Source organism: Nocardia sp. NPDC060259, assembly GCF_042728775.1.
Lineage (GTDB): Bacteria > Actinomycetota > Actinomycetes > Mycobacteriales > Mycobacteriaceae > Nocardia.
Window position 1 is genome coordinate 22,454 of sequence record NZ_JBHXAY010000008.1, and the last position, 23,154, is coordinate 45,607.

Consider the following 23,154-nt stretch of genomic DNA (forward strand, 5'->3'; position numbering starts at 1 on the left):
GTGTTATTCCCCGATCAGCCGCTGCGTCTGTTGTTGTTGCTGCTGTTGCTGATTGGCCTGCGGCGCGCTGAGCTCGCGGCCGATCTCGAACGAATCGGCCTGCGGCGGATCACTCACCAGTTCCGGGCCCGCCAGTTCCCGGTCGACCGGGCCGGAGCGACCCGCCAGCACCCAGGTGTCCTTGCTGCCGCCGCCCTGGCTGGAGTTCACCACCAGCGAGCCCGCGGGCAGCGCGACCCGGGTGAGCCCGCCGGGCAGCACCCAGATGTCCTCGCCGTCGTTGACCGCGAACGGGCGCAGGTCCACGTGCCGGGGCGCCAGGTCGTTGCCGATCTTGGTCGGCACCGTGGACAGCTGCACCACCGGCTGGGCGATCCAGCCGCGCGGGTCGGCCTTGATCTTGCGCCTGATCGTGTCCAGCTCGCGCGGCGTCGCGTCGGGCCCGATGACGATGCCGTAGCCACCCGACCCCTCGACCGGCTTGACCACCAGCTCGCCGACCCGGTCGAGCACTTCCTCGCGTTCGTCGTCGAGCCAGCAGCGGAGGGTGTCGACATTGGGCAGGATCGGCTTCTCGCCGAGGTAGTACTCGATGATCGTCGGCACGTAGGTGTAGACGAGTTTGTCGTCGCCGACGCCGTTGCCGACCGCGCTGGAGATCACCACATTGCCCGCGCGGGCGGCATTGAGGACGCCGGCGATACCGAGCACCGAGTCCGGCCGGAAGTGCATGGGGTCGAGGAAGGTGTCGTCGATGCGCCGGTAGATCACGTCGACCTGCCGCTCACCCGCCGTCGTCCGCATGTAGACGACGTTGTCGCGGCAGAACAGGTCGCGGCCCTCGACCAGTTCCACGCCCATCTGCCTGGCCAGCAGCGAATGCTCGAAGTAGGCGGAGTTGTGCACGCCGGGGGTGAGCACGACGACGGTCGGGTCGGCCTCGTTCGGCGCCGCGGAAGCCCGCAGCGCCCGGAGTAGATGGGCGGGATAGTCGCCGACCGCCCGCACCCGGTGCGAGGAGAACAGATCAGGGAAGACCCTGGCCATCGTGCGCCGGTTCTCCATCACATAGGACACCCCCGACGGCGAGCGCAGGTTGTCCTCCAGCACGCGGAAGTCGCCGCGCTCGTCGCGCACCAGGTCGATGCCGGAGACGTGGATGCGGACCCCGTTCGGCGGGACCAGGCCCGCGGCCTCGCGATGGAAGTGCTCGCACGAGGTGACCAGCCGCTTGGGGATCACCTGATCGCGCAGGATGTTCTGCTCGCCGTAGACGTCGGCGAGGAACAACTCCAGCGCGGTCACCCGCTGCTTGATGCCGCGCTCGAGCTTGGCCCACTCCGCGGCCGCGATCACCCGCGGCACCAGGTCGAGCGGGAACGGCCGCTCCTGCCCGGACAGCGAGAAGGTGATGCCCTGATCGATGAACGCCCGGTCCAGCGCGTCGGAGCGTTTGGCCAGATCGCTGACGTCGTTGGCCGCCATCGCGGCGTGGATGCCCTTGTAGGGAGCCCGCACGCGGCCCGCTGCGTCGAACATCTCGTCGAAGGCGTCGGCGAAGCGGCCCGGCCCGTACCCCTCGAACAAACCGGTGTGTGCCGGGTGACCGTTCGTTCGCACCAACGCCGGTGATGCGGATCGAGCCGAACTCGGCGCTGTGGTGGAGGTCATGAGAAAAACTGTGCATCACCCGGGAGCGAGGCCGTGTGAGACACAGGTAAATTTCTTGCATCACCTGAAACGGGTGAAATCCGCCTAGGGCGCACGACCGCGCGGTCGATGCCCGATTTCGCCCGGCGGTGCCGAGCTGGTAACCTCGATCTTCGGCGCGGTGTTACCCGTAGTTCAGCACCATCTGCTGCATCGTGGGCGCGCGCCCGACGAGCTTTCAAGGCATACCACCCAGCGACAGGAAACCAGAGGATACAGGCGTGGCCAACATCAAGTCCCAGATGAAGCGGATCCGTACCAACGAGGCGGCGCGCAAGCGCAACCAGTCGGTCAAGTCCGCGCTGCGCACCGCGATCCGCAACTTCCGTGAAGCTGCCGCCAGCGGTGACAAGGAAAAGGCTGCCGAGCAGCTGCAGTTCGCGAGCCGCAAGCTCGACAAGGCCGCTTCCAAGGGCGTCATCCACGCCAACCAGGCGGCCAACAAGAAGTCCGCGCTCGCGCTGGCTCTGAACAAGATCTGATCGGAGCGGGCCTGGTACCCGCTCAGCAACACTTCGCAAGACGCAGCCGCCGTGGCCTCGATGACCACGGCGGCTTTTGTCGTCGGCTACCATTCCGCGCATGTTGACGGTGTACGCGAATCAGACGGTGGTACGAGGCGACGACCTGGCCGAGGTGATCCGCGCTGCGGAGATCCTGGGGATCGGTCTCAAGATCGAGAACGTGATGGTGCCCGACGAGGACGGTGGCTTCACGGCCGCGTGGATCGTCACCAGGGAGGACGAGGTCCCGCTCTACGACGAGTGGGAGGGCCGCTACGAGGACCTCGAGGACGACGAGGAGCAGCTCGCCGTCATCGGCGACTGATCGGGCTCAGTTCACACAGGGGATCTGCCCCGAGGTGATGTCGCCGCGGACCGGCTTGCCCGCGTCGGGAGTCCCCGACACCGGCGCGGTCGTGCTGGTCTGCCGGGCGCCCGTGGATGTTTCGCCCGGCCACGCGGCGGGTGGTTCCGTCCGCGCCGCCGTGCGCCGGGTCGTCGTGGCGGCGGGGACGGACATCCCGAACGCGGCGGCGATCTCGCGGCGGATCGCCTGCCGGTCCACGATGTTCACGTCCTGGCCGTTGACGACGTCGAAGCGAAGGACCGGCAGCGTGCGGAATTCGACCTGCGGGTTCTCCGCGGTGCCGAGGGTGCGCACGAACTCGGTCATGTTCCAGCCGTCCGACAGCACGATATTGCGGTGCGCCACCTCCATCAGCTGCCCCAGTTTGCCCGGATCGGTGAGGGTGCCCGCGCGGCGCAACTGCCGGGCCACCGAGGTGAGGAACGCCTGCTGACGGTGCGTCCGGTCCAGGTCGCCGTTCTCCAGGCCGTGCCGCTGCCGCACGAAGGCCAGCGCCTGTGCCGGATCGAGATGCTGGCGGCCTGCCGGGAAGTCGGCGCCGGAGAACTCGAGGTCGCGCACCGGATGATTCAGGCACACCTCCACCCCGCCGAGCGCGGCGGCCAGATCGTAGAAGCCCGCGAGGGTGACCTCGGCGAACCGGTCGATCGGCACGCCGGTCAGCTCACGCACGGTCCTGACGATCGCGGCCCGCCCCGCCTCCCGTCCCGCCTGTTCCAGCCGCCGCTGATCGGTGACGCCGCGCGCGATCAGCTGGTCCTGCACGGCGGCCTTCTTCAAGCCGTACGCCTCCTTGATCTTGGCGTGGGTGTAGCCGGGGATGCCGCTGACCGGCACGTAGTTGTCGCGCGGGATGGACACCGCGACGATCTTGTTCAGCGCGGCCGGAATATGCACCAGGATCAGCGTATTGGCGTTGTACCCGCCCTCGTCCCCGTCACCGGCGTGCAGCTGGTCGAGCACCTCGCGGGGCAGCTCGTTGCCGTTCTGATCGCGCCGGGTATCCAGCCCGATCAACAGGATGTTGAGATCGCCACCGAGCGAATGGGGCGCGTCGTCTTCGATGGCCTGCGACCGCAGAAACCCCGCGTCGAAGGTGCCCGCGGTGGACCACCCGTACGCGGTGACCGCGACCACCACGGCCGACAGACCGGCCGCCATCCCTTTGACCACGCCCCTGGCCCACCAGCCCGCCGAACTGCGAGCGCGTCGACCTAGCTCGCGCTCCCCGGTCCGGCTAACCGTCGGGTCGTCCATGTCATGATCAACTGTGCCAGCTCTGATAGCGGGAAGACATCGCGATTCGATCCCGATTACATGGCGGCACGGCGTGTCGCTTCATGGTGGTGCCCCAGCTGTGCGATCAGGAGCGGCACCGACGTCCTGGGTTCAGCCTGCGGCGCGGAGGTCGAGGATGCGGGAGAGCGCGTGTTCGAGGGCGTAGGTGGCGTCGGCGGCGCCCCCCTTGACGTCGGCGTTGAGGGTGGCGACCACTTGGAGGGCGGTGCCGATGGTGGCGGGGTTCCAGCCGCGGGTCTGGGCTTGGGCCTTCTTGACTTTCCAGGGGGGCATGCCGAGCTGCTGGGCGAGTTTGAACGGGTCGCCGCGGCCGGCGGAGCCGACGCGGGCGATGGTGTGCACGGAGTCGGCGAGGGCGTCGGCCAGCAGGACGTGCGGTACGCCGCGGTCGGTGGCCCAGCGCAGGGCTTCCATCGCGGCGGGGCGATCGCCCGCGACAGCGAGTTCGGCGACGTCGAAGCCGGTGACCTCGGCACGACCGGAGTAGTAGCGGCGCACCGCGTTCACATCGACCTTGCCGCCGGTGTCGGCGACCAACTGTGAACAGGCGGCGGCGAGTTCGCGCAGTTCGGAGCCGACGGACTCGATCAGCACCTGCACCACGTCGGCGGCCACCCGAACCCCCGCAGCGCGGAATTCTCCGCGCACGAACTCCATCCGCTCGGAGGCCTTGGTGAGCTTGGCGCATTCGTGCACCACCGCACCCTGCTTCTGCAACGCGGGCGCCAGCGCCTTGGCCCGGCCACCGCCCGAGTGCAACACCATCAGCACCACCCCGGCGGGCGGGTCGGCCGCGGCGTCGGTGATCACCGCGACCGCGTCCTTGCCCGCCTCGGCCGCCGACTCGAGCACGATCACCCGGTCCTCGGCGAACAGCGACGGGCTCAGCAGCTCCGCCAGCTCGGCAGTGCTCGCGTCACCGGCGCGCAGCCGGTCGACCGGCACCGACTCCGGATCGGGCGCACCCGCCCGCACCTGCCCGGTCACCTGCGCCACGGCGCGCTCGACCAGCAGCTCCTCGTCACCGAGAACCAGATGTACCGCGGCAGGGCGTTCGCTCACGAGGCGATCCTACGTTCGGCCACCGACAGGCTGATCGCCCGCGGTCTCCGAGCCGACCGTGACCGCCGCGGGTCCGACGGCGGGAGGTCACCGTCCGTAGGTCGGCGGCGGTGCCGAGGACGATGACATCCCCGTGGCGGTCGGTCCGGGCGATGGTGGCGCCGAGCGTGTCCAACCCCGCGGTGATCGTGGGGTGTGGATGACCGAACGTGTTGTCGGTTCCGGCACTGATCAACGCCAGGCGTGGCCGGACCGCTCGGAGGAATTCCGGTGTGGTGGTGCGGGATCCGTGATGTGGCACTTTGAGGATGTCGGCGCGGATGTCATTGTCGCGCAGCGCACGGGACTGTGCGGCGGCCTCGATGTCACCGGTGAACAGGATCGAACCCACTGCGGTGTGTGCCTTCAGCACGAGGGACCGATCGTTGGCTTCGTCCAATTCCAGTGAGGACGGCACCTCACGGCTCGGTGCGAGCACCGCCAGTTCCACTGCCCCAAAGGTCAGCACATGCCCCGCATGGAGTTCCATCAGCGGGATTCCGGCAAACTTCGCGATCTCGACAACCCGCTCGACACCGCCGGACCCAGTGCCATGATCAGCCGAATGCCGCTGCGCGACAGCTGATTCACTGCGGGTTCGATCGCGTGAACCCTCGGCAGTTCCGCCCGAGCACGACGCTGTCACCTCGCCGGGGTGCGCTGGATGTCCCCCGGACACGTCCGCCACATCTGCCGAGGGCGATGCTGAAGCCTCAGGCCCGGGCGCGGGATGGGGTGCTGTCGCGGGTGTCGCCGGCATGGACGCCTGGCCTGGGAGTGACTGTTCCGAGTTCCCGGAGGAGTGGTGTGGTCGGGTGGTAGGTGCCGGTGGGGTGTGGGGATGCCTGTCGTCCGGGCAGTGGTCGCCGGTGGCGCGGAGTTCGCCTGGGGCCGTCGCGATGGCGTCGACGGTGCGGCCGCGGAGTGCGCCGGCCAGGCCGTCGATGTGGTCGGCGTGCGGGTGGGTGAGTACCAGGAGCCGGATTTGGGTGATGTGTAGCCGGTCGAGGCAGCGGCGGATCGGGCGAGGGTCGGGGCCCGTGTCGATGACCACGGCCGCGCCGGGTCCGACCGAGAGCGCGAGGCCGTCCCCCTGGCCCACGTCGCACATGGCCAGTACCCAGCCGTCGGGCGGCCATCCGGGTTGCCAGAGCCGCACCGGGACGAGCACCACGGCGACGCCCAGGGCTCCGACAGTGAGCAGCCGACGGGTCTTCGACCAGCGCAAGGCCGCCACGATGGTGACGACGATCGCCGCAGCGACCAGTCCTCCGGTCAGGCCCGACGGCACCGTGACGGTGGCACCGGGTACAGCGGCCGTGTAGTCGGCGACCGAGAGCAACCACCACAGCGGTGGGCGTGCGCACCACAGCGCCCACACCGCCGCGTCGTCCCACACGCACGCGAGCACCGCGCCCACTGCCCCGATCACCGTGATGATCCCGACCACCGGCGCGACGAGTGCGTTCGCGATGATCGCCACGAGACTCACCCGTCCTGACAGCGCGACCATGAGTGGCAGCGTCACGACGAAGGCCCCGGCGGACACCGCGACGATCTCCGCGGGCGCACGCCACCATCCGCGTGCCCGCAGCCAATCCGCCCAGCTGGGGGCGAGCAGGATCAGCCCCGCTGTGGCGAGCACCGACAACGCGAATCCCGCACTCACCGCCAATTGCGGTGCCACACCGAGCAATCCGATCACGGCGGCACCGAGCGCAGGCAGTGCCTGTTTGCGCCGGCCGGTGAGCAGCGCGAGCACCGTCACCGAGCCCATTGCCGCCGCGCGCAGCACACTGGGGTCGGGACGCGCGAGGACGACGAACAGCACAACCACCCCGGCGGCTGCCGCGGCACTGGTGCGCGGACCTGCCGTGAGCAGCCGGGTGAGTGCCAGCAACGCAGTCAGCAAGATCGTGAAATTCGCCCCGCTGACCACACAAAGGTGTTGCAGGCCTGCGATTTCGAACGCATCGCGAACATCATCGGACAGTTCGGAGGTATCGCCGACGACCAGTGCCGGTAGCAGGCCCGCCGCGGCGGGCGGTAGCGCTCTCCCCGCTGCTTCGACAAGGTCTGCCCGCACGTCCGCGGCGAGCCGCTGCCACCACGGCAGGGTGCCGACGAGCTCCGGATCGGCCACCGCGTTCAGGGTCGCCACCGTCAGATCCGCTCGATTCGGTTCACTCACCCGGGCCCGGAACCGGATCACCTGCCCAGGCGACAGGCGGGCCCATTCGTCATCACCGGCGAGGACGACCACCGCCCCACCCACCCGCATCGTCGACGCACCGCCACCGAACTCGCGCAGCCCGGCATGGACAATCCACCGCCGCTGCCCACCGAACCCGCCCGCACGCATCGGTTTCGCGTCATCGGTGACAACGGCCAGCACCGTCACCGACCGCCCGAGCAATTCCCGCAACGGGTGCGCCTGCACGTGATACTCACGCCACGCGCCCGCCGCCCCGAAACCAGCCGCGAGCAGCATCGTCGCCAGCCCCGCCACCGCGACGACTCGCCACCGCTCCCGCTTGTGCGCGATCGCCCACAACAACACGACCCATAACCCGATCGCCACCACCACGGCACCGACCGCCAGGACCAGCCCCGCGAACCAGCCAAGGGACACCGCAACGATCGTCGCAACCCAACACCCGAGTGCGGCAGGCACCAGCCGCATATCGAGAACCTGCCGCTCCGGCTCCTCCACCACCTCCTCTTCGCGCGGTGCCGCCTTCATTCGCCCGCCGGATTCGCGCCCGGGCCATCGCCTCGTACCGCACTACGCCCGAGGACCGACCCGACCCCGAAGCACCCGAATTCCACACTGCTGTACGAATGTCCGACACAGTCCGCGAAGCAGGGCGAGAAATCACCTGGCGAAGCCACGTGGTCGGCGCTCGACGCCACGTTGTCCGCAGTTGACCCGACGCATACTGCGGCAGCCGATGTCACACGTGCGGCGGTCGATGCCACGTGGCCTGGTCTCGACGCGACGCTGCCCGGGGCCAATGCGACAGGGTCTGCGACCGATGCCAGGTATTCGGTAGCCGACGCCGCATGGGCTGGATTCGACGCCACGCGCTCCAGAGCCGGAATACCGCTGTCCAGGGTCGACGCGACAGGGCCTGCGACCGATGCCACGAGGTCGGCCGTCGATGTCAGGTGGTTGGGGGTTGAGGTTGGTGCGGGGCCGACCGATGCCGGGCATTCGCCCTGCGGATCGGTATCTCTGGTGGGGTCGGTTGTTTCGCCGATGCCGACCGGATCGGGCGGCCTGGTCATGTCGTCACCAGGTCGCGCAGGCGGGCGAGGCGGGCAGGGCCGATACCGTCTACTTCGCCTAGTTGGGCGACATCGGTGAATCGGCCGTTGGTCGAGCGCCAGGCGAGGATCGCTGTGGCGGTTACCGGTCCGACGCCGGGTAGTGCGTCGAGCTCCGCTGCCGTCGCGGTGTTCAGGTTGAGGCGAGCCTTGCCGCCTATTCCGTTCGAGGCGGTGTTCGTGCCCGTGACACTCGCCGCGCTCGGTGCGGTAGCGGGGGCGGGGTCGGCGGAGCCAATCATGGTGCTGCCCAGGCGTGGTGGTCCTGATTGGGGGCCGGTCGCGCCGACCACGAGCTGATCGCCGTCGGACAGGCGTTGCGCCAGGTTCAAGCCCGCCAGGTCCGCGCCGTCTCGGGCACCGCCCGCGATCTCGATGGCGTCGGCGATGCGGGAGCCACCGGGCAGACGGTGCAGACCCGGGCGGTCGACCAAACCCACCACGCTGACAACGACTTCCGTGCTCGCGCTCGGTCCGGTTCCTGCCATCGCGGCGGCTGTGGCGGTCGGCTCGGTTCGCCCGCCGATGCTCTCCGCACGAACTACCGGCACCGGCGGTATCGCCTGCCGCGTCGGCTGATCGCGCACCACCATGATGCCGGTGAGCACGACCGCGACCAGGCCCACCAAGCCGAGTACCAGCGCACCCCGGCGGCCGGGATCGAGGCGCGCCCCGCGGAACCGTTCGGGCACAAGCCGTTGCAGGCCGCCGGGTTGCGCGCCGTCGTCGAGCCAACCCGGCGCACGCACCTCCCCGCCCGGCGGCGTGAGTTCATCGTCGTCCCAACGCCCCTCGGCGCCGCCATCGGTGCGGGCCCCTGCCGGTGTGGGTCCGCGACCTGACTCGCTGCGCAAGCCGCCCTGTCCCACCTTCTCGCGTACCGCCAGCCCGCCCAGCCGTTGCCGTACCCGCTCGTGCTCGTCGTGTCGTGACATGGCAGTGACGCTACGAGGCAGCGACCTCGGCAAACCGCCGCCGACCTGGGTGGGAAACGAACCTGTGGACAACGTCGAGCCTGTGGACAACTCCCGATCCCGGCGGCCGCGCGCGTGCACGGCGAGGGCTTGGTCGGCCTCGTCGTCATCATCGGAAAGGCGGCCACGTCACGACTGGGACGTGTGCTGCTCGGCTCGAGGATGGTGCCGGGTCCAGGCGGCGTAACGCTGGGCCAGGGGTGCGGCACTGAGTCCATGGGCCAGTACCGAAAGTCCGATCGTCACGACCGCGGTGGTCAAGAGAAGATCTTCGTGGGGCAGTTCCTGGTGTTCTTCGAGGATGAGGATGACGAAGACGATGGTGGCGAGCCCGCGGGGGCCGAACCAGCCGACAAAGGCAATGGTCGGGGCCCGGGCGTGGGTGCCGATCATGGATAGCGCGACCGGGACCATCCGGACAACGGTGAGGCTCAGCACCGCGTAGCCCAGTACCGCCCAGGACAGGTGGCCGAGGGCGGGACCGAGCAGCACGGCGCCGAAGACAATGAAGGTGACGGCGTTGAACAGGTCGCCGGATTCGTCGAGCAGGCCGGCGTCGTCGCTGTCGTTCGCGGTGCGGCGGCGGATCGTGCCGAACGTCAGTCCGCCGACGAACGCCGCGATAAATCCCGACCCGCCCAGTGGCACGGCGACGGTGTAACCGAGTAGGGCGGCCGCGACGGGAACGATCTGCGCCCATAGTGGGTCGATTGTGCGGTGCCGCTGCGCAGTGACCAGGATCGTGGCGGCGATCGCCCCGGCGACCAGTCCTGCCAAGACGCCGTACCCGATCTGTTCGGAGACCAGCCGTGCCGCGGCGCCGCCGCCGGTTGCACCGGATTCGGCGTGTGCGATCGCCAGCACGATCAAGAACAAGGGCACGCAGATTCCGTCGTTGAGACCACTTTCGACATTCAGGCCTTGCCGCACCCGTGCCGGCAGCACCGGAAGCGTGACCACCGCCTGTCCCAACGCGGCGTCGGTCGGAGCCAGGATGACCGCGAGCAGCAGCGCCTCTGGCCAAGCGAGGTCGCCGAGCACGACCACCGCTACAGCGAAACCCGCCGCGATAGTCAATGGCAAGCCGATTCCGAGCAGCCTCACGGGAAGAGAGATCTCAGCACGCAACTCGGCCAGGTCCACCCGCGAGGCATCGGAAAACAGCACCATCGCCAACGTCACCTCGGCGAGGAGTTTGATGATCTCGGCGGTGGCTTCCACATCGATCAGCCTCAGCGACACGCCCCCGAGTAACAGGCCGGCGGCGGTGAAGATCATCGGTGCGGTGATCGGTGTACCCGAGATCCGTCCCGAGATCGACGCGAAGATCAACAACACCGTGGCGATCGTCGGTAATGCCCACGTCACGCGCGCTCCGCGGAAACGATCAGGAACAGTCCGCCCGCACCACGGCCGTGGCCGGGAAGTCCGAATGTGATCCGTGCCGGAACGGTGTCGCACTCGATGCTCATCTCTCGGTATTCCCTTCCCTCCGGGTAGACGATGTCGGACAGAATCTGGCGTGAGTACGATCGGCCGACTGCACGGCCACGCAGTATCAGGCCGGCGTCACAGGCCAGTTCAGCAATAGCTTCCTCCGAAAGCGCCGCTCACGCTTCACACGAATCGGGTGAGGCTCCCATACTTCGCTCACTCGGTTTCCCGATCACCCCATGGGCGCCCGCTGGCGCGCCGACGCCGTAGAAATACTGCCGCCGACCGACCAGACGATCCCGCCCCGACTGTCGCCCGGCGCCCACCTGCTCGCACAGCGCGGCGAACTCGACCTCGAGCTGGCGGGCAGGGCCGAAGCGACGCAGGAAACGAACCTGTGGACAACGGCGAGCCTGTGGACAACGTCCGGTCAGCGAGCGCTGAGCGCGGAATCCGCGCGGTCCGAGCGAATACGGTGCGCGCATGGCCGAAACGACGTACGGATGGTGCCATGGACCTGGCACACCGATTCCGCGACTTCGCGTATCGCGAGGTACACAGCAATTCCCCGCTCTACCTTCGGCGGGCCGTCGACATCGCCGAGGACCCCGCGGTGCTGGCGTTGATCGCCGAGCTGCCAACGGACAAGCAGCAACCCAACCTGATCCTGGCGGCCGCGCGCGTGAACGGCGCGATCGCGGTGCCCTACCGCGAGTTCCGCGGGCAGCTGATCGCGCGCTGGCCCGCGATCTCGGCGACAGCGCTGGCCAGACGCACCCAGACGAACGAAGCCGGCCGCGCGGCAACACTGCTACCGGTGCTCGCCCGGCTTCCCGGACCGCTGGCGCTGATCGAGGTCGGCGCATCGGCGGGACTGTGCCTGTACCCGGACCGTTTCAGCTACCGCTACGACGGGACAGCACTGGATCCCGCCGATGGTCCGTCCCCAGTGGTGTTGCCGTGCACGGTAACCGGCGACGCACCGATACCGGCTCGGCTACCCGAAGTGGTACATCGAGCCGGAGTCGACCTGAACCCGCTGGACGCGAGAGACATCCGGGATCGGGAATGGCTGGAAGCACTGGTCTGGCCGGGACAGGACGAACGTCTCGCGAGGCTGCGAGCGTCCTGCGCGATCGCTGCCGCGAATCCACCGCTCCTGGTGGCGGGCGACGTGAACGAGAAGGTCGCCGAACTGGTCCACACCGCGCCGCCCGGCAGCACGGTGGTCGTGTTCCACAGCGCGGTGCTCACCTATCTGCCCGCACAGGCCCGCGAGGAGTTCATCACCTCGGTGCGTGCGCTGCCCTGTCATTGGGTGTCCCAGGAGGGCACCGGTGTGATCGCGGAGTTCGCCGACCGGCTGCCCGCAACAGACTCGGGCACAGCGCGGATGGTGCTCGCGGTGGACGGCGAGCCGGTGGCCTACGCCGGGCCGCACGGCCAGTCGCTGGACTGGTTCGGCCCGGCGTAGCGCGGTCGACGTCAGATCCTGCGCATCACCGAAACGACCCGGCCCAGGATCACGGCCTCGTCGCCGTCGATGACCGAGTAGGCGGGGTTGCGGGGCTCGAGTTGCACATGGCCGTTGCGCCGGCGATACACCTTGACCGTGGCTTCCTCGCCGATCATGGCGGCCACGATGTCACCGGAGTCAGCCTCGCGCTGGCTGCGGACGACGACGAGGTCGCCGTCGCAGATCGCGGCGTCGATCATCGAGTCGCCGCGGACGCGGAGGCCGAAAACCTCGCCGCGGCCGACGAGTTCACGCGGCAGGGTGAGCAGGTCGTCGGCGTGCTGCTCGGCCAGGATCGGGGTGCCCGCGGCGATGTCCCCGACCACGGGCACGGTCACCGACCCGCCGGAGCCGCCGGCCGGTGCGTGCCGCAGGAACAGACGCACATCGATGGGGCGGGTCATCGCGGCGCCGCGGCGCAGGAAGCCGTCCTCCTCCAGCGCTTTCAGATGCTTGGAGACCGTGGACGTGGAGCGAAGGCCGACGGCGTCGGCGATCTCCCTGGCGCTGGGCGGGTAGCCGTGCGCGAGCACCGAGTCCCGGATCACGGCGAGGATGTGTTGCCTGCGGTGCGGCAGGTGCGCGGTGTCGGGGTAGTCGAAGTCGTCGTATCCGGTCACCGGGGCATCGTAGATGCCCGCGGGTTCAGACCGTCGGCGCAGGCTACCGGCGTGGCAGCCCGCAGCGGAACTCGGTGCCGGTCACGAACACCCGCCGGGCACAACGAGCACGCCGAGCGCGCCGACACCGAGGTGCACGCCCAGGGTGGGGCCGAACTCGGCGACGTAGAGCTCCTCGACCTCGGGCACCTGTTCGCGCAGCTGGGCGGCGATCGTCTCGGCGGCATCGGCGGCCCCCAGATGCTGGACGGCCAGCGCAGCGCCGTCCCCGCCCGCGGCATCCACCGCGGCCGCCACCAGCTTCGCGTAGGCACGGGATCTGGTCCGCACCTTCTCGCGCAGCTCCAGTTTGCCTTCGACCAGCTGCAGCAGTGGCTTCGTCACCAGTTCGCTGCCGAAGAACGCGGCGGCACTGCTCAGCCTGCCGCCCTTGCGGAGCTGTTCGGTGCGGTTGACCAGGATGAATGTGCGGGCGCGCGCGGCGGCCGCCACCGCGCGTTCGTAGACGGCATCCAGCGCCTCGCCCGCACGGGCCCGGCGCGCGGCGGCGAGCACAGGCAGACCGGTCGCCAAGCCGGCGCCGAGCGAATCCACCAGGCGCACACGATCTTCGGCGCCCATATCGCGGACCGCCTGCCGCCCCGACTCCCAGGTCGCCGACAGGGTGCGCGACAAATGCACGGCGACGACACCGTCGCCGTCGCTATGGCTCAGCGCGCGTTCGTAGGCCTCGCGCAGCTCTCCCGGCGAGGCAGCCGAGGTAGTGACCGAATCCGTCGAGTAGTCGATCTCGACGGGATCGATGCCCTCCCGGATCTCCCGGTCGCCGACGAGCACATGCAACGGCACCACTTCGATACCGAGCTCGGCGACGACGTCGGCGGACAGCCCGGCCGCCGAATCGGTGACCACCACAACGGCCACGGACTACCGGACCTCCTGCAGCGCCTTGGTCATCGCCGTCGCCACCGCAGCGTGCCCCGCCCAGCCCCAGTGAATGCCGTCCGGGTTCGCCGCACCCGACTCGATGTCGTCGCGCACGGCCTCACCGAGGTCGACCAGCGGCACCGAGGTACGGCCCGACCACGCCTGCAGCGCCTTGACCGCGCGCGCTCGGCCCCGGTGCACCCGCCCGTAGGCATCGCACTGGTGTACCGACGGCAGCACCGCGACCACGGGCAGCTCGGGACGCAGATGGTTCAGCGCCTCGCGCGACTGCTCCAGGTAGTCGACACTCACCTTCGGCGGAAGCGCCACGGGCCGACCGAGTTTCGACAGCTTGGGCTGCAGCCAGTTGTAGGAAGCGCGCACGCCACGGCGCAGCTTCGGGGGACGGATGTAGCGGATCAGTTCCCGCAGCGCGGTGGGCAGCGGGGAGGGCAGGGTGTCCATACCACCGACGGCGAACACGACCGCGCCTGCCCGCGGCACCGCGGCCCAGACCCGGGGGTCACCGATGAGCGCCCAGTAGGCGTCGCGGCAGGTCCAGCCGATCCGGGCGATCAGCTCCACATCCCAATCCAGTTCGGCGGCCACCATATTCGGCCAGATCCGCGGATCGTCCGCGGGCAGACCACCCTTGGGGCCGTAATACGCGAGGGAGTCGGCGATCACCAGCAGCACGGGGCGCGGCGACGCGGATTCCACCGGCCGGGGCGCGGTCGATTCCTCGACGAGCACGACCTCCACGGCCGCCTCGGCGAGCGATTCACCCTGTGCGACAGCGGTCTCCCCAACCAGCGAGTCCGGAGCGAACACCTCGGCCACCGAGGCAGAGTCCGCAGACACCGCGACGGACTCCTCCGCCACCGTCTCGGCCGAATCGCCCACCGTCTCGGCAACGGCAGCGGTGTCGGCCTCCGACGGATCGCTGGAACCATCAGCCGCACTGGCCGACTGGAGGTCTTGCGCCGCGGCGGGCTCTGCCACGGAGTTCGTCGTCGCCACGAGATCGTCAGCATCCGCAGCGGGACTGGTGCCGTCGGACAGCTCCGTGACGGATACCGCCGACTCGGCGGTATCCGACTGCGCAACAGCCGATTCGGCGTCGGCAGCATCCGGCTGCACGGCAGAGTCCGCTACAACCTCAGCCGCGGCCTCGGCGACACCATCGCCCGCTGTGGCAGGCTCGCCGTCGACATCGGCGTCCGAGTCCTCCGACGAGTCGCCCACCGACGCGGAATCGCTTGCCGCGGAGTCGACCTGCTCGGGCTCGGCGGCTACCGGCGCCGGCGGCGGGCCGAACAGCGCGTCGGGTAGCGAACGTTCGCTGCGCGCGGTGACCTGCTTGAAGAGTTCGTCCGGCACCGAACGGATGGGCTCCTCACGCTCAGGGCGTGCGGGCCGAGCGGGTGGCGGGCCGAACAGCGCGTCCGGCAATTGCCGTCCGGGCTTGGCCGTCACCTGCTGGAACAGTTCGTCCGGTACCGATCGGACGGGCTCTTCAGAGGACATCGGGAGCTACCTTCGCCGCTGCGTTCCAAACATCGAGGCGCCAGCCGGGTCGGTCGATGTCAGGGCCGTGACTGGACAGCTGTACCCAGCTCGTATTGGCCAGCCCACCGAGGGCAGGCCAGTTCTCTGGGGGCAGTTCCAGCAACGCGGCCGTGAGGGCAGCGATCAGCCCGCCGTGCGCCACCAGGATGATAGTCCGGCCGGGCCAATCCTGTCGCTCGTTGTACAGTTCGCGCACCACGGGCAGCGAACGCGCACCGACCTCGAGTTTGCTCTCGCCACCGGGCGGTGTGTAGGTGGCGTCGAGCCGCCACTGCACGCGCGCGCCCGGATAGTCGGCGTCGACCTCGAGATGGGTCAGACCCTCCCAGTCGCCGAGGTTGGTCTCGCGCAGCCGCTGATCGGTGACGACCGGCAGCTCACTGATGTCGCCGAGCGCCTGCGCCGTCTCTTTGGCGCGCCGCAGATCGGAGGCGTGGATGGCGATGGCATTGCGCGAAACCAGTTCGCGCGCCGCCTCTTTGGCCTGCTGACGACCGAGCTCGGTGAGATCGGTATCGATCTGCCCCTGCATCCGGTCCGCCGCGTTCCATTCGGTCTGCCCGTGCCGCAGCAGGATCAGCGTGCGCACATGGGCGTACTTGCTCACTCGGTGTCGCCTTCTACCTGTGCGTCGTCGGCGGCCGGAGTCGGCGGGGCGGCGATGCCATCGACAGGGACGGTCGGGCAGTCACGCCACAACCGCTCCAGCGCATAGAAATTGCGCTCGTCGTTGTGCTGGATGTGCACGACGATGTCGACGTAGTCGAGCAGCGCCCAGCGACCCTCGCGGGTGCCTTCGCGACGGACCGGCTTGTGCCCGGCTTCGCGCAGCTTCTCTTCGACGTTGTCGACGATCGCGTTGACCTGGCGCTCGTTGGGCGCCGAGGCGATCACGAAGCAGTCGGTGATCACCAGCTGTTCGGAGACGTCGAGGACGACGACATCGGTGGCGAGCTTGTCGTCTGCCGCGAGTGCGGCGACCTTGGCCATTTCGACCGCTTCGGCGGTGGCACTCATGCGTCCTCCCCCAGACAGGTCAGACCCTCGATCGTGTGGCTCAACGTCAGCTACCTTCCGTTCCTGCGGGCCCATACAGGTGCCGCTTCGATATGTACTGCACCACGCCGTCGGGGACGAGGTACCAGACCGGCCGACCCTCCGCGGCGCGGCGGCGGCATTCGCTCGACGAGATGGCCAGCGCGGGGATCTCGATCATCGTCACGGCATCGGCGGGCAGGTCCCGCAGATGCTCCTCGAGATGGTCGGTGTTCAGCTCGTACCCCGGACGGCTCACCCCGACGAACTTCGCCAGTTCGAACAGTTCGGTCCAATCCTGCCATGTCAGGATGTTGGCCAGCGCGTCCGCACCGGTGATGAAGTACAGCTCGGCGTCGGGATGAGCGCTCTGCATCTCGCGCAGGGTGTCCACCGTGTAGGTGACCTTGTTGCGTTCGATATCGGCCCGGCTGACCGAGAACCTCGGGTTGGACGCGGTGGCGATGACCGTCATCAGATACCGGTCCTCGGCGGGGCTGACCTGCTTGTTCACCTTCTGCCACGGCTGACCGGTCGGAACGAAGATGACCTCGTCGAGCTCGAACCGGTTCGCGACCTCGCTGGCCGCGACCAGGTGGCCGTGGTGGACGGGGTCGAAGGTGCCGCCCATGACGCCGAGCTTGCGGCGCGGCCGAGCTGTTTCGTGCATGAGGTCCGAGCTTAACGGGACTGCCACCGTCGGAGCGGACCGGACCGCTCCGTGGCAGCTCGGCGTCAGCACGGACCCGACGCCTGCGCGCACATCTGCGCGAACTGGGCGCGGGTGCGATCCAGCTCATCGGCGATGTGCGGGCCCGGATCGGTGGCGAGCCGGTTGTTCAGTTCGGCCATCAGCACGTCGATCGTGACCCACCACGGCCCGCGGACCCTGCCCCGGGGTCCACGCAGCTGCAGCCAGGCCGCCGCGCGCAGGCAGCGGGCACGCGGCGCGATCTTGCCCAGCTCACCCCACAGGCCGGCCGCCCGCAGGTAGCCGCCCAGCGCGGCCGATTCCTGCCCGCAACATTCCCGGGCCACGGCCGCCGACCACACCAGATCGGCGTGCCGATGCCGCTGCGTGGCCGAACCGGCGAACAGCCGCGCCGCCTCGGTGAACTGCCAGGCGGCCTGGCGGTGACGGCCGAGCCGCATCAGCGACTCGGCGAACTCGGCGCGGACCAGCGCGAGCTCGCCGGACGGGTAGCCGGCGACGCCGCTCAGCAGGGGCCGGTCGAAGGCGGTGACGGCCTCGACGTGCCTGCCCGCCCGATGCCAGGCCCGGCCCGCGACCAGCCACAGGTGCGCGGAATCGGCCGCCGAGATGGGGTGCCAGCACGCGGCGGCCGAGGCTGCTGCCCTGGCCACATCGCGGTCGCGGCCCGGTTGGGCGGCGATCGCGGTGACCAGCCGGGTGCGCAACTCGGCGAGTTCCCGGCCACCGATTTCGCCGAAGCCGACGACCAGCGCGCGACGCAGCTGCTCTTCGGCGGCGGCGGGCGCGTCGACCAGCCGCGCTGCCGCGATCCCGGCCAGCCTGCGCGCTGCCCGTGCTCCGGAACCTGGGGGCAGGTGCCCGGCCTGCACCGGCTCGCCGGCGGGTTCGACTGCTGCACACAAACTCTCGTTGGAGGATGGGTCGGTCACCAGGCGAACCACATCCACCGCGCGACGGCTCGGGCCCGCCGCGCTGTCACCCTGTCCGATACCCGTCGGTCGGACCGCTCGTCGTCGCGCGACGCCCCTGCCAGCATGGCGGTGATCTTGGTGGGCAGGCCATATGAGCGGCTTAACGTCCGCTGAAGCCGTCAGGCCTTGGGGCGCTTCGACTTCGGGAGCTTGGCCACCACGGCGTCGTAGGAGGCGTCGATCAGCTCGCGCAATTCGTCGGACGGGACGGCGCCGCCGACGGTGATGCTGTTCCAGCCGTAGCGCCCGATATAGGCGGACGCGCTGACGTCATCGGGGTAGATGTGGACCAGCTCGTCGGCCTCGCCGCGGTCGCGCCCGCATTTGAGCCCGATCGACGTGCCTTCCCCGAGGAAGGCGAAGATCTTGTCGCCCACTTTGGCGACGACGTCGCCCTCCCACGGTTCGTCTTGCCAGGCACCGGGTTTGGCCAGGCAGTAGGTCAGCAGATCCTCGCTCATCACCAGCTCCTTCAGACGGGCAACAACCGGGAGACCACGTCGGTCAGCTGGCGGGCGGATCGGCATTCGTGCATCTCGATCACCTCGCCGTACTCGCGAGCCGCCGAATCGCCGGTACCCCACAGATTCCGCGGTTCGGGATTCAGCCAGTGCGCGTGCCGGGCGGTGTCGACCAGCTGCCGCAGGGTGTCCAGCTGCGGATTGCGGTAGTTGGTGCGGCCGTCGCCGAGCACCAGCAGGGAACTGCGGCTGGTGACCGCGTCACCGAAATTGTCGGCGAAGGTGGTCAGCGCCTGGCCGTAGTCGGAGTGCCCGTCGGCGTCGATGATCCGCGACTCGGTGAAGATCCTGGTCAGCACGTTGTCGAGGCCGGCGTACGGGTCGAAGAAGGTGGTCACTTCGTCGGTGCGGTCGACGAAGGCGAAGATCCTGACCCGGGAGAACTGCTCGCGCAACGCGCTGACCAGCAGCATGGTGAAGTTGCTGAATCCGGCGACCGACCCTGAGATGTCGCACAGCAGAACCAGTTCCGGGCGGCCGGGCCTGGGCTTGCGGTTCACCAGGTCGATCGGCACGCCGCCGGTGGACATCGAGGCCCGCAGCGTCTTGCGCAGATCGATCTCGCCGCGGCGGGCCTTCTTGCGCCGCACCGCGAGGCGGGAGGCGAGGATCCGGGCCAGCCGCTGGCTGCCACGCCGCAGTTCGACGAGCTCGCGTTCGGAGGCGCGCAGGAAGTCGGCGTCCTCGGCCTGGCGGGCGACGCCGTAGGTGGCGACGCGATCGCGACCGATCTGCTCGGCGACCCGGCGATTGGTCTCGGCTTCCACGCTCGCCCGGAAGCCGGCGATGCGTTCCCGGACGATCCGCTGCGCGACCTCGGTATCGCGGTCGCTCGCGTCCGGCGGCAGGCCCAGACCCGCCAGTACCCGGGCCAGCAAGGTTTGTGGCGCGAGGTCTTTCAACGCCTGATACGCCGAGAACGACGGCCCGCGCGCCGACTGGTACTGACCCAGCTGCTCGACGACCTGCCCGGCCAGCAACTGCAACTGGGCGCCGCTGTCCTCGGCGGTGAGCAGTTCGGCCAGCTGTTCACGCAGAGCCGGCAGGTCGACCTGGCCCTCCGGCGTGCGCGGTAGGTCGGCGGCCTCGGCACCGCGCTCCCCCACCGCGACCGGGAACCACAGGTCGAACAATCCGTCGAAGGTGCGCCGGTGGGTGGGACGGCGCAGCAGCGCGCACGCCAGTCCCTCGCGCACCGACTCGCGATCGAGCAGGTCGAGCACGGTGAGTACCCGGCCCGCGTCGACGGTTTCCGAGGGCCCGACCGGCACGCCGCGGGCCCGCAGCGCCGCGACGAACCCGGCGACATGCCCGCCGAGTCCGTGCGGGCCAGGCGCTGTCATCTCAGGCCAGCTTCAGCTCGGCCAGCGCGCGCTGGTGGTCGCTGCGATGCTTGAGCACCACGCCGAGCGTGGCGCGCACCGTGGCGTCGTCGAGGTCTGCGGCGCCCAGCGCGAGCAGGGTGTGGCCCCAGTCGATCGATTCGGCGACCGACGGCAGCTTCTTGAGCTGCATCCCGCGCAGGACGTGCACGATCCGCACCAGCTGCTCGGCGACCGTGACCGACAGCTCCGGCACCCGGCTGGCGAGGATGCGGCGCTCGAGTTCCTCGTCGGGGAAGTCCAGGTGCAGGTACAGGCAGCGGCGCTTGAGCGCCTCGGACAGCTCACGGGTGGCGTTCGAGGTGAGGACGACGAACGGTTTACGGGTCGCGGTGATGGTGCCGAGTTCAGGGACGGTCACCGCGAAATCGCTCAGTACCTCGAGCAGCAGGCCCTCGATCTCGACGTCGGCCTTGTCGGTCTCGTCGATCAGCAGCACCGTCGGCTCGCTGCGCCGGATGGCGGTGAGCAGCGGGCGCGAGAGCAGGAATTCCTCGGTGAAGACGTCGGCTTTGGTTTCGGCCCAATCGTTCTCACTCGAGGCCTGGATCCGCAGGATCTGCTTGGCGTGGTTCCACTCGTAGAGGGCGCGGGCCTCGTCGACGCCTTCGTAGCACTGCAGCCGGACCAGCTCGGCCCCGGCGACCTGGGCCACCGCACGCGAGAGCTCGGTCTTGCCGACACCGGCGGGACCTTCGATGAGCAGTGGCTTGCCCAGCCGGTCGGCAAGGAAGACCGAGGTGGCCGTGGCCTTGTCGGCCAGGTAGCCGGTGTCGGCGAGCCGGGCGATGACGTCGTCGACCGAGGTGAAGATCGGTTCTTGTACCAGTGTCACGATCACACCGGCCGAGTCTGGCCGTCGCCCCACACGATCCACTTGGTGGAGGTGAGTTCGGGCAGTGCCATCGGGCCGCGGGCGTGCAGCTTCTGGGTGGAGATGCCGATCTCGGCGCCGAAGCCGAACTGCTCACCGTCGGTGAAGGCGGTGGACGCGTTCACCATCACGGCGGCCGCGTCGACGCGGGAGGTGAACTCCCGTGCGGCGGCCAGGTCGGCGGTGACGATGGCCTCGGTGTGGCCGGTGCCCCAGGTGTTGATGTGCTCGACGGCGGCGTCGAGACCGTCGACGACCTTCAGCGCGATATCCATGGTGAGGTACTCCTCACCCCAGTCGGCGTCGGTCGCCGGGACCTGACCCGGCAGCTCGCCGTGGATGGTGACGCCCGCGTCCTCGAGCGCCTTGCTCAGGCGCGGCAGGGCGGTCTCGGCGACGGCCGCGTCGATCAGCACGGTCTCGGCCGCGTTGCAGACGCTGGGGCGGCGGGTCTTGGCGTTGAGCAGGATGGCCTCGGCCATGTCCAGGTCGGCGGCGGCGTGCACGTAGACGTGGCAGTTGCCGGTGCCGGTCTCGATGGTCGGCACCTGGGCGTCGCGCACCACCGCGTTGATCAGGCCCGCGCCGCCGCGCGGGATGACCACGTCGACGAGGCCGCGGGCCTGGATCAGGTGGGTGACGCTGGAACGGTCGTTGCTGGGCAGCAGCTGCACCGCGTCGGCCGGGATGTCCTGGGTGACAAGGGCTTCGCGCAGCACCTCGACCAGGGTGGCGTTGGAGTTCGCCGCCGAGGAGGAGCCGCGCAGCAGGGCCGCGTTGCCCGACTTCAGCGCGAGGCCGAACGCGTCGACGGTGACATTGGGCCTGGCCTCGTAGACCATGCCGACGACGCCGAGCGGCACGCGGGTCTGGCGGATCTCGAGCCCGTTGGGCAGCGTGGAACCGCGGATGACGCCGCCGACCGGATCGGGCAGGCCTGCCACCTGGCGCAGGCCCGAGGCGATGCCGTCGATGCGCTCCTTGGTCAGCCGCAGGCGGTCGAGCAGGTTCTCCTCGGTACCGGCGGCCTGCGCGGTCGCGATGTCGGTGGCATTGGCCGCGAGCACGCGATCGGCGGCGGCGAGCAGCGCGTCGGCCGCCGCGTGCAATGCGTCGTTCTTCTGCGCCGTGGTCAGCTGAGCCAGCACGCGGGACGCGACGCGAGCCCTGCGGGCGGCGTCGTGCACCGCTGCGCGGATGTCGAGCTCGGGGGTCACTTCTACCGTCATGGGTATCAGCGTACGCAGTGCGGCTGTCCCGCTCGCCGCCACCCGGACCCCGGAATACGGCTCCGACCGGCGGCGGGACCGAGTTGTCCACAGGATTTCGCGCTGCCGCGTGACTTGTCCACAGGTCACGCCGCGCTCGCCACCCGAAATCGCCGCCGACCATGCCGCCGCCGCTAAATTTGCGGCCATGGACTTCGCCGCATCCACCGTCGTCGTGCTCGGCAGCGTCAACATGGATCTGGTCACCACCACGGCGCAACGGCCGGCACCGGGCGAGACCGTGCTCGGGTCCGGTTTCGCGACCGTCCCCGGCGGCAAGGGCGCGAACCAGGCGATCGCGGCGGCGCGCTCAGGCGCACCGGTGCGCTTCCTCGGCGCCGTCGGTGACGACGCGTTCGGGACCACACTGCGATCCACGCTGGCCGAGGCCGGTGTCGACACCGCGCTGCTGCGCACGGTCGACGGGCCGAGCGGCGTGGCGACGATCGTGGTCGACGGGACCGGCGAGAACAGCATCATCGTCGTCGACGGCGCGAACGGGCGGGTGACCGACCTGACCGAAGACGAACTCGCGGCCATCGCGGCCGCCGACATCCTCCTGTGCCAGTTGGAGATTCCGCTCGACACGGTGGCCACCGCCGCCCGACACGCCCGTGCATCGGGCACGATCGTCGCGCTCAACCCCTCACCCGTGCAACCACTACCCGCCGTGCTGTGGGCCGACGTCGACCTCGCCATCGTGAATTCGCTGGAGTTCGAACGGTATTCGGCCGAACTGAACCAGATACCGCATGTGGTGCGAACCCTCGGCGGCGACGGTGCGGTGTATCGATCCACCGACGGCACCGAGTTCGCGGTCGCCGGGCGCACGGTCGATGTCGTCGACACCACCGGCGCGGGCGACGCCTTCACCGGCGCCCTCGTCGCGACCTGGGCGACCGGGCCGCACGCTTCGGTGACCTGGGCCAATGCCGCCGGTGCCGTGGCGACCACCCGTCTCGGCGCCAGCTCCTCGATCCCGGACCGCGCCCGGATCGAGCGCGCGCTCGCGGTGGACTGATCCGCCGCCGAGCCCGGCGA

21 protein-coding genes are annotated in these 23,154 nt (G+C 69.6%); 4 read left to right on the plus strand and 17 right to left on the minus strand.

Annotated elements, in window-relative coordinates; translation table 11 throughout:
- Nucleotides 1-3: 3 nt before the first annotated feature.
- On the minus strand, nucleotides 4-1,671 hold the full coding sequence (locus ACFWF2_RS05820) for a circularly permuted type 2 ATP-grasp protein (RefSeq protein ID WP_379305015.1): 1,668 nt from the start codon (nucleotides 1,669-1,671) through the stop codon (nucleotides 4-6).
- Between the two features lie 260 nt (nucleotides 1,672-1,931).
- On the opposite strand from ACFWF2_RS05820, the gene rpsT reads away from it, so the two are divergent.
- On the plus strand, nucleotides 1,932-2,192 hold the full coding sequence (gene rpsT / locus ACFWF2_RS05825) for a 30S ribosomal protein S20 (protein WP_019045815.1): 261 nt from the start codon (nucleotides 1,932-1,934) through the stop codon (nucleotides 2,190-2,192).
- A gap of 100 nt (nucleotides 2,193-2,292) precedes the next feature.
- Entirely contained in the window at nucleotides 2,293-2,538 is a 246-nt protein-coding gene (locus tag ACFWF2_RS05830; RefSeq protein WP_379305017.1) for a hypothetical protein, read from the plus strand.
- Nucleotides 2,539-2,544: 6 nt separating this feature from the next.
- Here ACFWF2_RS05830 and ACFWF2_RS05835 read toward each other — a convergent pair whose 3' ends face one another.
- The 5 genes from ACFWF2_RS05835 to ACFWF2_RS05855 all read right to left on the minus strand — a co-directional run bounded on the left by ACFWF2_RS05835 (nucleotide 2,545) and on the right by ACFWF2_RS05855 (nucleotide 10,649).
- Nucleotides 2,545-3,753, minus strand: a complete 1,209-nt coding sequence (locus ACFWF2_RS05835) for an LCP family protein (protein WP_379305019.1) — start codon at nucleotides 3,751-3,753, stop codon at nucleotides 2,545-2,547.
- A gap of 216 nt (nucleotides 3,754-3,969) precedes the next feature.
- The gene (gene holA, locus ACFWF2_RS05840) at nucleotides 3,970-4,941 is read right to left on the minus strand and encodes a DNA polymerase III subunit delta (protein WP_379305021.1); all 972 of its coding nucleotides are present in this window, start codon (nucleotides 4,939-4,941) and stop codon (nucleotides 3,970-3,972) included.
- On the minus strand, nucleotides 4,901-7,723 hold the full coding sequence (locus ACFWF2_RS05845; protein ID WP_379305023.1) for a ComEC/Rec2 family competence protein: 2,823 nt from the start codon (nucleotides 7,721-7,723) through the stop codon (nucleotides 4,901-4,903). Before ACFWF2_RS05845 ends, holA begins: the two co-directional genes overlap by 41 nt.
- Before the next feature lie 541 nt (nucleotides 7,724-8,264).
- Entirely contained in the window at nucleotides 8,265-9,242 is a 978-nt protein-coding gene (locus ACFWF2_RS05850; RefSeq protein WP_379305025.1) for a helix-hairpin-helix domain-containing protein, read from the minus strand.
- A gap of 168 nt (nucleotides 9,243-9,410) precedes the next feature.
- On the minus strand, nucleotides 9,411-10,649 hold the full coding sequence (locus ACFWF2_RS05855) for a cation:proton antiporter (RefSeq protein WP_379305027.1): 1,239 nt from the start codon (nucleotides 10,647-10,649) through the stop codon (nucleotides 9,411-9,413).
- Between the two features lie 577 nt (nucleotides 10,650-11,226).
- Here ACFWF2_RS05855 and ACFWF2_RS05860 point away from each other — a divergent pair.
- Nucleotides 11,227-12,189 carry a DUF2332 domain-containing protein gene (locus ACFWF2_RS05860; protein ID WP_379305029.1) on the plus strand — a complete coding sequence of 321 codons (963 nt, stop codon included), beginning with the start codon at nucleotides 11,227-11,229 and terminating at the stop codon, nucleotides 12,187-12,189.
- A gap of 11 nt (nucleotides 12,190-12,200) precedes the next feature.
- Here the strand turns inward: ACFWF2_RS05860 and lexA are convergent, their stop codons facing one another.
- The 11 genes from lexA to ACFWF2_RS05915 form a co-directional block, all read right to left on the minus strand.
- The gene (gene lexA, locus ACFWF2_RS05865) at nucleotides 12,201-12,851 is read right to left on the minus strand and encodes a transcriptional repressor LexA (protein WP_379305031.1); all 651 of its coding nucleotides are present in this window, start codon (nucleotides 12,849-12,851) and stop codon (nucleotides 12,201-12,203) included.
- Nucleotides 12,852-12,932: 81 nt separating this feature from the next.
- Nucleotides 12,933-13,775, minus strand: coding sequence for a DegV family protein (locus tag ACFWF2_RS05870; protein WP_379305033.1), 843 nt, complete (start codon nucleotides 13,773-13,775; stop codon nucleotides 12,933-12,935).
- Nucleotides 13,776-13,778: 3 nt separating this feature from the next.
- Entirely contained in the window at nucleotides 13,779-15,305 is a 1,527-nt protein-coding gene (octT, locus tag ACFWF2_RS05875; RefSeq protein ID WP_379305035.1) for a diglucosylglycerate octanoyltransferase, read from the minus strand.
- The gene (locus tag ACFWF2_RS05880; protein ID WP_379305037.1) at nucleotides 15,295-15,954 is read right to left on the minus strand and encodes a histidine phosphatase family protein; all 660 of its coding nucleotides are present in this window, start codon (nucleotides 15,952-15,954) and stop codon (nucleotides 15,295-15,297) included. The genes octT and ACFWF2_RS05880 overlap by 11 nt, the downstream gene beginning before the upstream one ends.
- Nucleotides 15,951-16,364 carry a ribosome silencing factor gene (gene rsfS, locus ACFWF2_RS05885; RefSeq protein ID WP_379305039.1) on the minus strand — a complete coding sequence of 138 codons (414 nt, stop codon included), beginning with the start codon at nucleotides 16,362-16,364 and terminating at the stop codon, nucleotides 15,951-15,953. The genes ACFWF2_RS05880 and rsfS overlap by 4 nt, the downstream gene beginning before the upstream one ends.
- A gap of 46 nt (nucleotides 16,365-16,410) precedes the next feature.
- On the minus strand, nucleotides 16,411-17,052 hold the full coding sequence (nadD, locus tag ACFWF2_RS05890; RefSeq protein WP_378848310.1) for a nicotinate-nucleotide adenylyltransferase: 642 nt from the start codon (nucleotides 17,050-17,052) through the stop codon (nucleotides 16,411-16,413).
- A 65-nt stretch (nucleotides 17,053-17,117) separates the two neighbouring features.
- Nucleotides 17,118-18,026: a hypothetical protein gene (locus ACFWF2_RS05895; protein ID WP_379305041.1), complete on the minus strand. Its 909-nt coding sequence runs from the start codon at nucleotides 18,024-18,026 to the stop codon at nucleotides 17,118-17,120.
- Nucleotides 18,027-18,187: 161 nt separating this feature from the next.
- Nucleotides 18,188-18,529, minus strand: coding sequence for an MmcQ/YjbR family DNA-binding protein (locus tag ACFWF2_RS05900; RefSeq protein ID WP_379305043.1), 342 nt, complete (start codon nucleotides 18,527-18,529; stop codon nucleotides 18,188-18,190).
- Nucleotides 18,530-18,540: 11 nt separating this feature from the next.
- Nucleotides 18,541-19,932 carry a VWA domain-containing protein gene (locus tag ACFWF2_RS05905; protein ID WP_379305045.1) on the minus strand — a complete coding sequence of 464 codons (1,392 nt, stop codon included), beginning with the start codon at nucleotides 19,930-19,932 and terminating at the stop codon, nucleotides 18,541-18,543.
- A 1-nt stretch (nucleotide 19,933) separates the two neighbouring features.
- Complete coding sequence (locus tag ACFWF2_RS05910; RefSeq protein WP_379305047.1) at nucleotides 19,934-20,812, minus strand: AAA family ATPase; 879 nt, start codon at nucleotides 20,810-20,812, stop codon at nucleotides 19,934-19,936.
- On the minus strand, nucleotides 20,809-22,074 hold the full coding sequence (locus tag ACFWF2_RS05915; RefSeq protein WP_379305049.1) for a glutamate-5-semialdehyde dehydrogenase: 1,266 nt from the start codon (nucleotides 22,072-22,074) through the stop codon (nucleotides 20,809-20,811). Before ACFWF2_RS05915 ends, ACFWF2_RS05910 begins: the two co-directional genes overlap by 4 nt.
- Nucleotides 22,075-22,261: 187 nt before the next feature.
- On the opposite strand from ACFWF2_RS05915, the gene ACFWF2_RS05920 reads away from it, so the two are divergent.
- Complete coding sequence (locus ACFWF2_RS05920; protein ID WP_379305051.1) at nucleotides 22,262-23,134, plus strand: ribokinase; 873 nt, start codon at nucleotides 22,262-22,264, stop codon at nucleotides 23,132-23,134.
- Nucleotides 23,135-23,154: the final 20 nt, after the last annotated feature.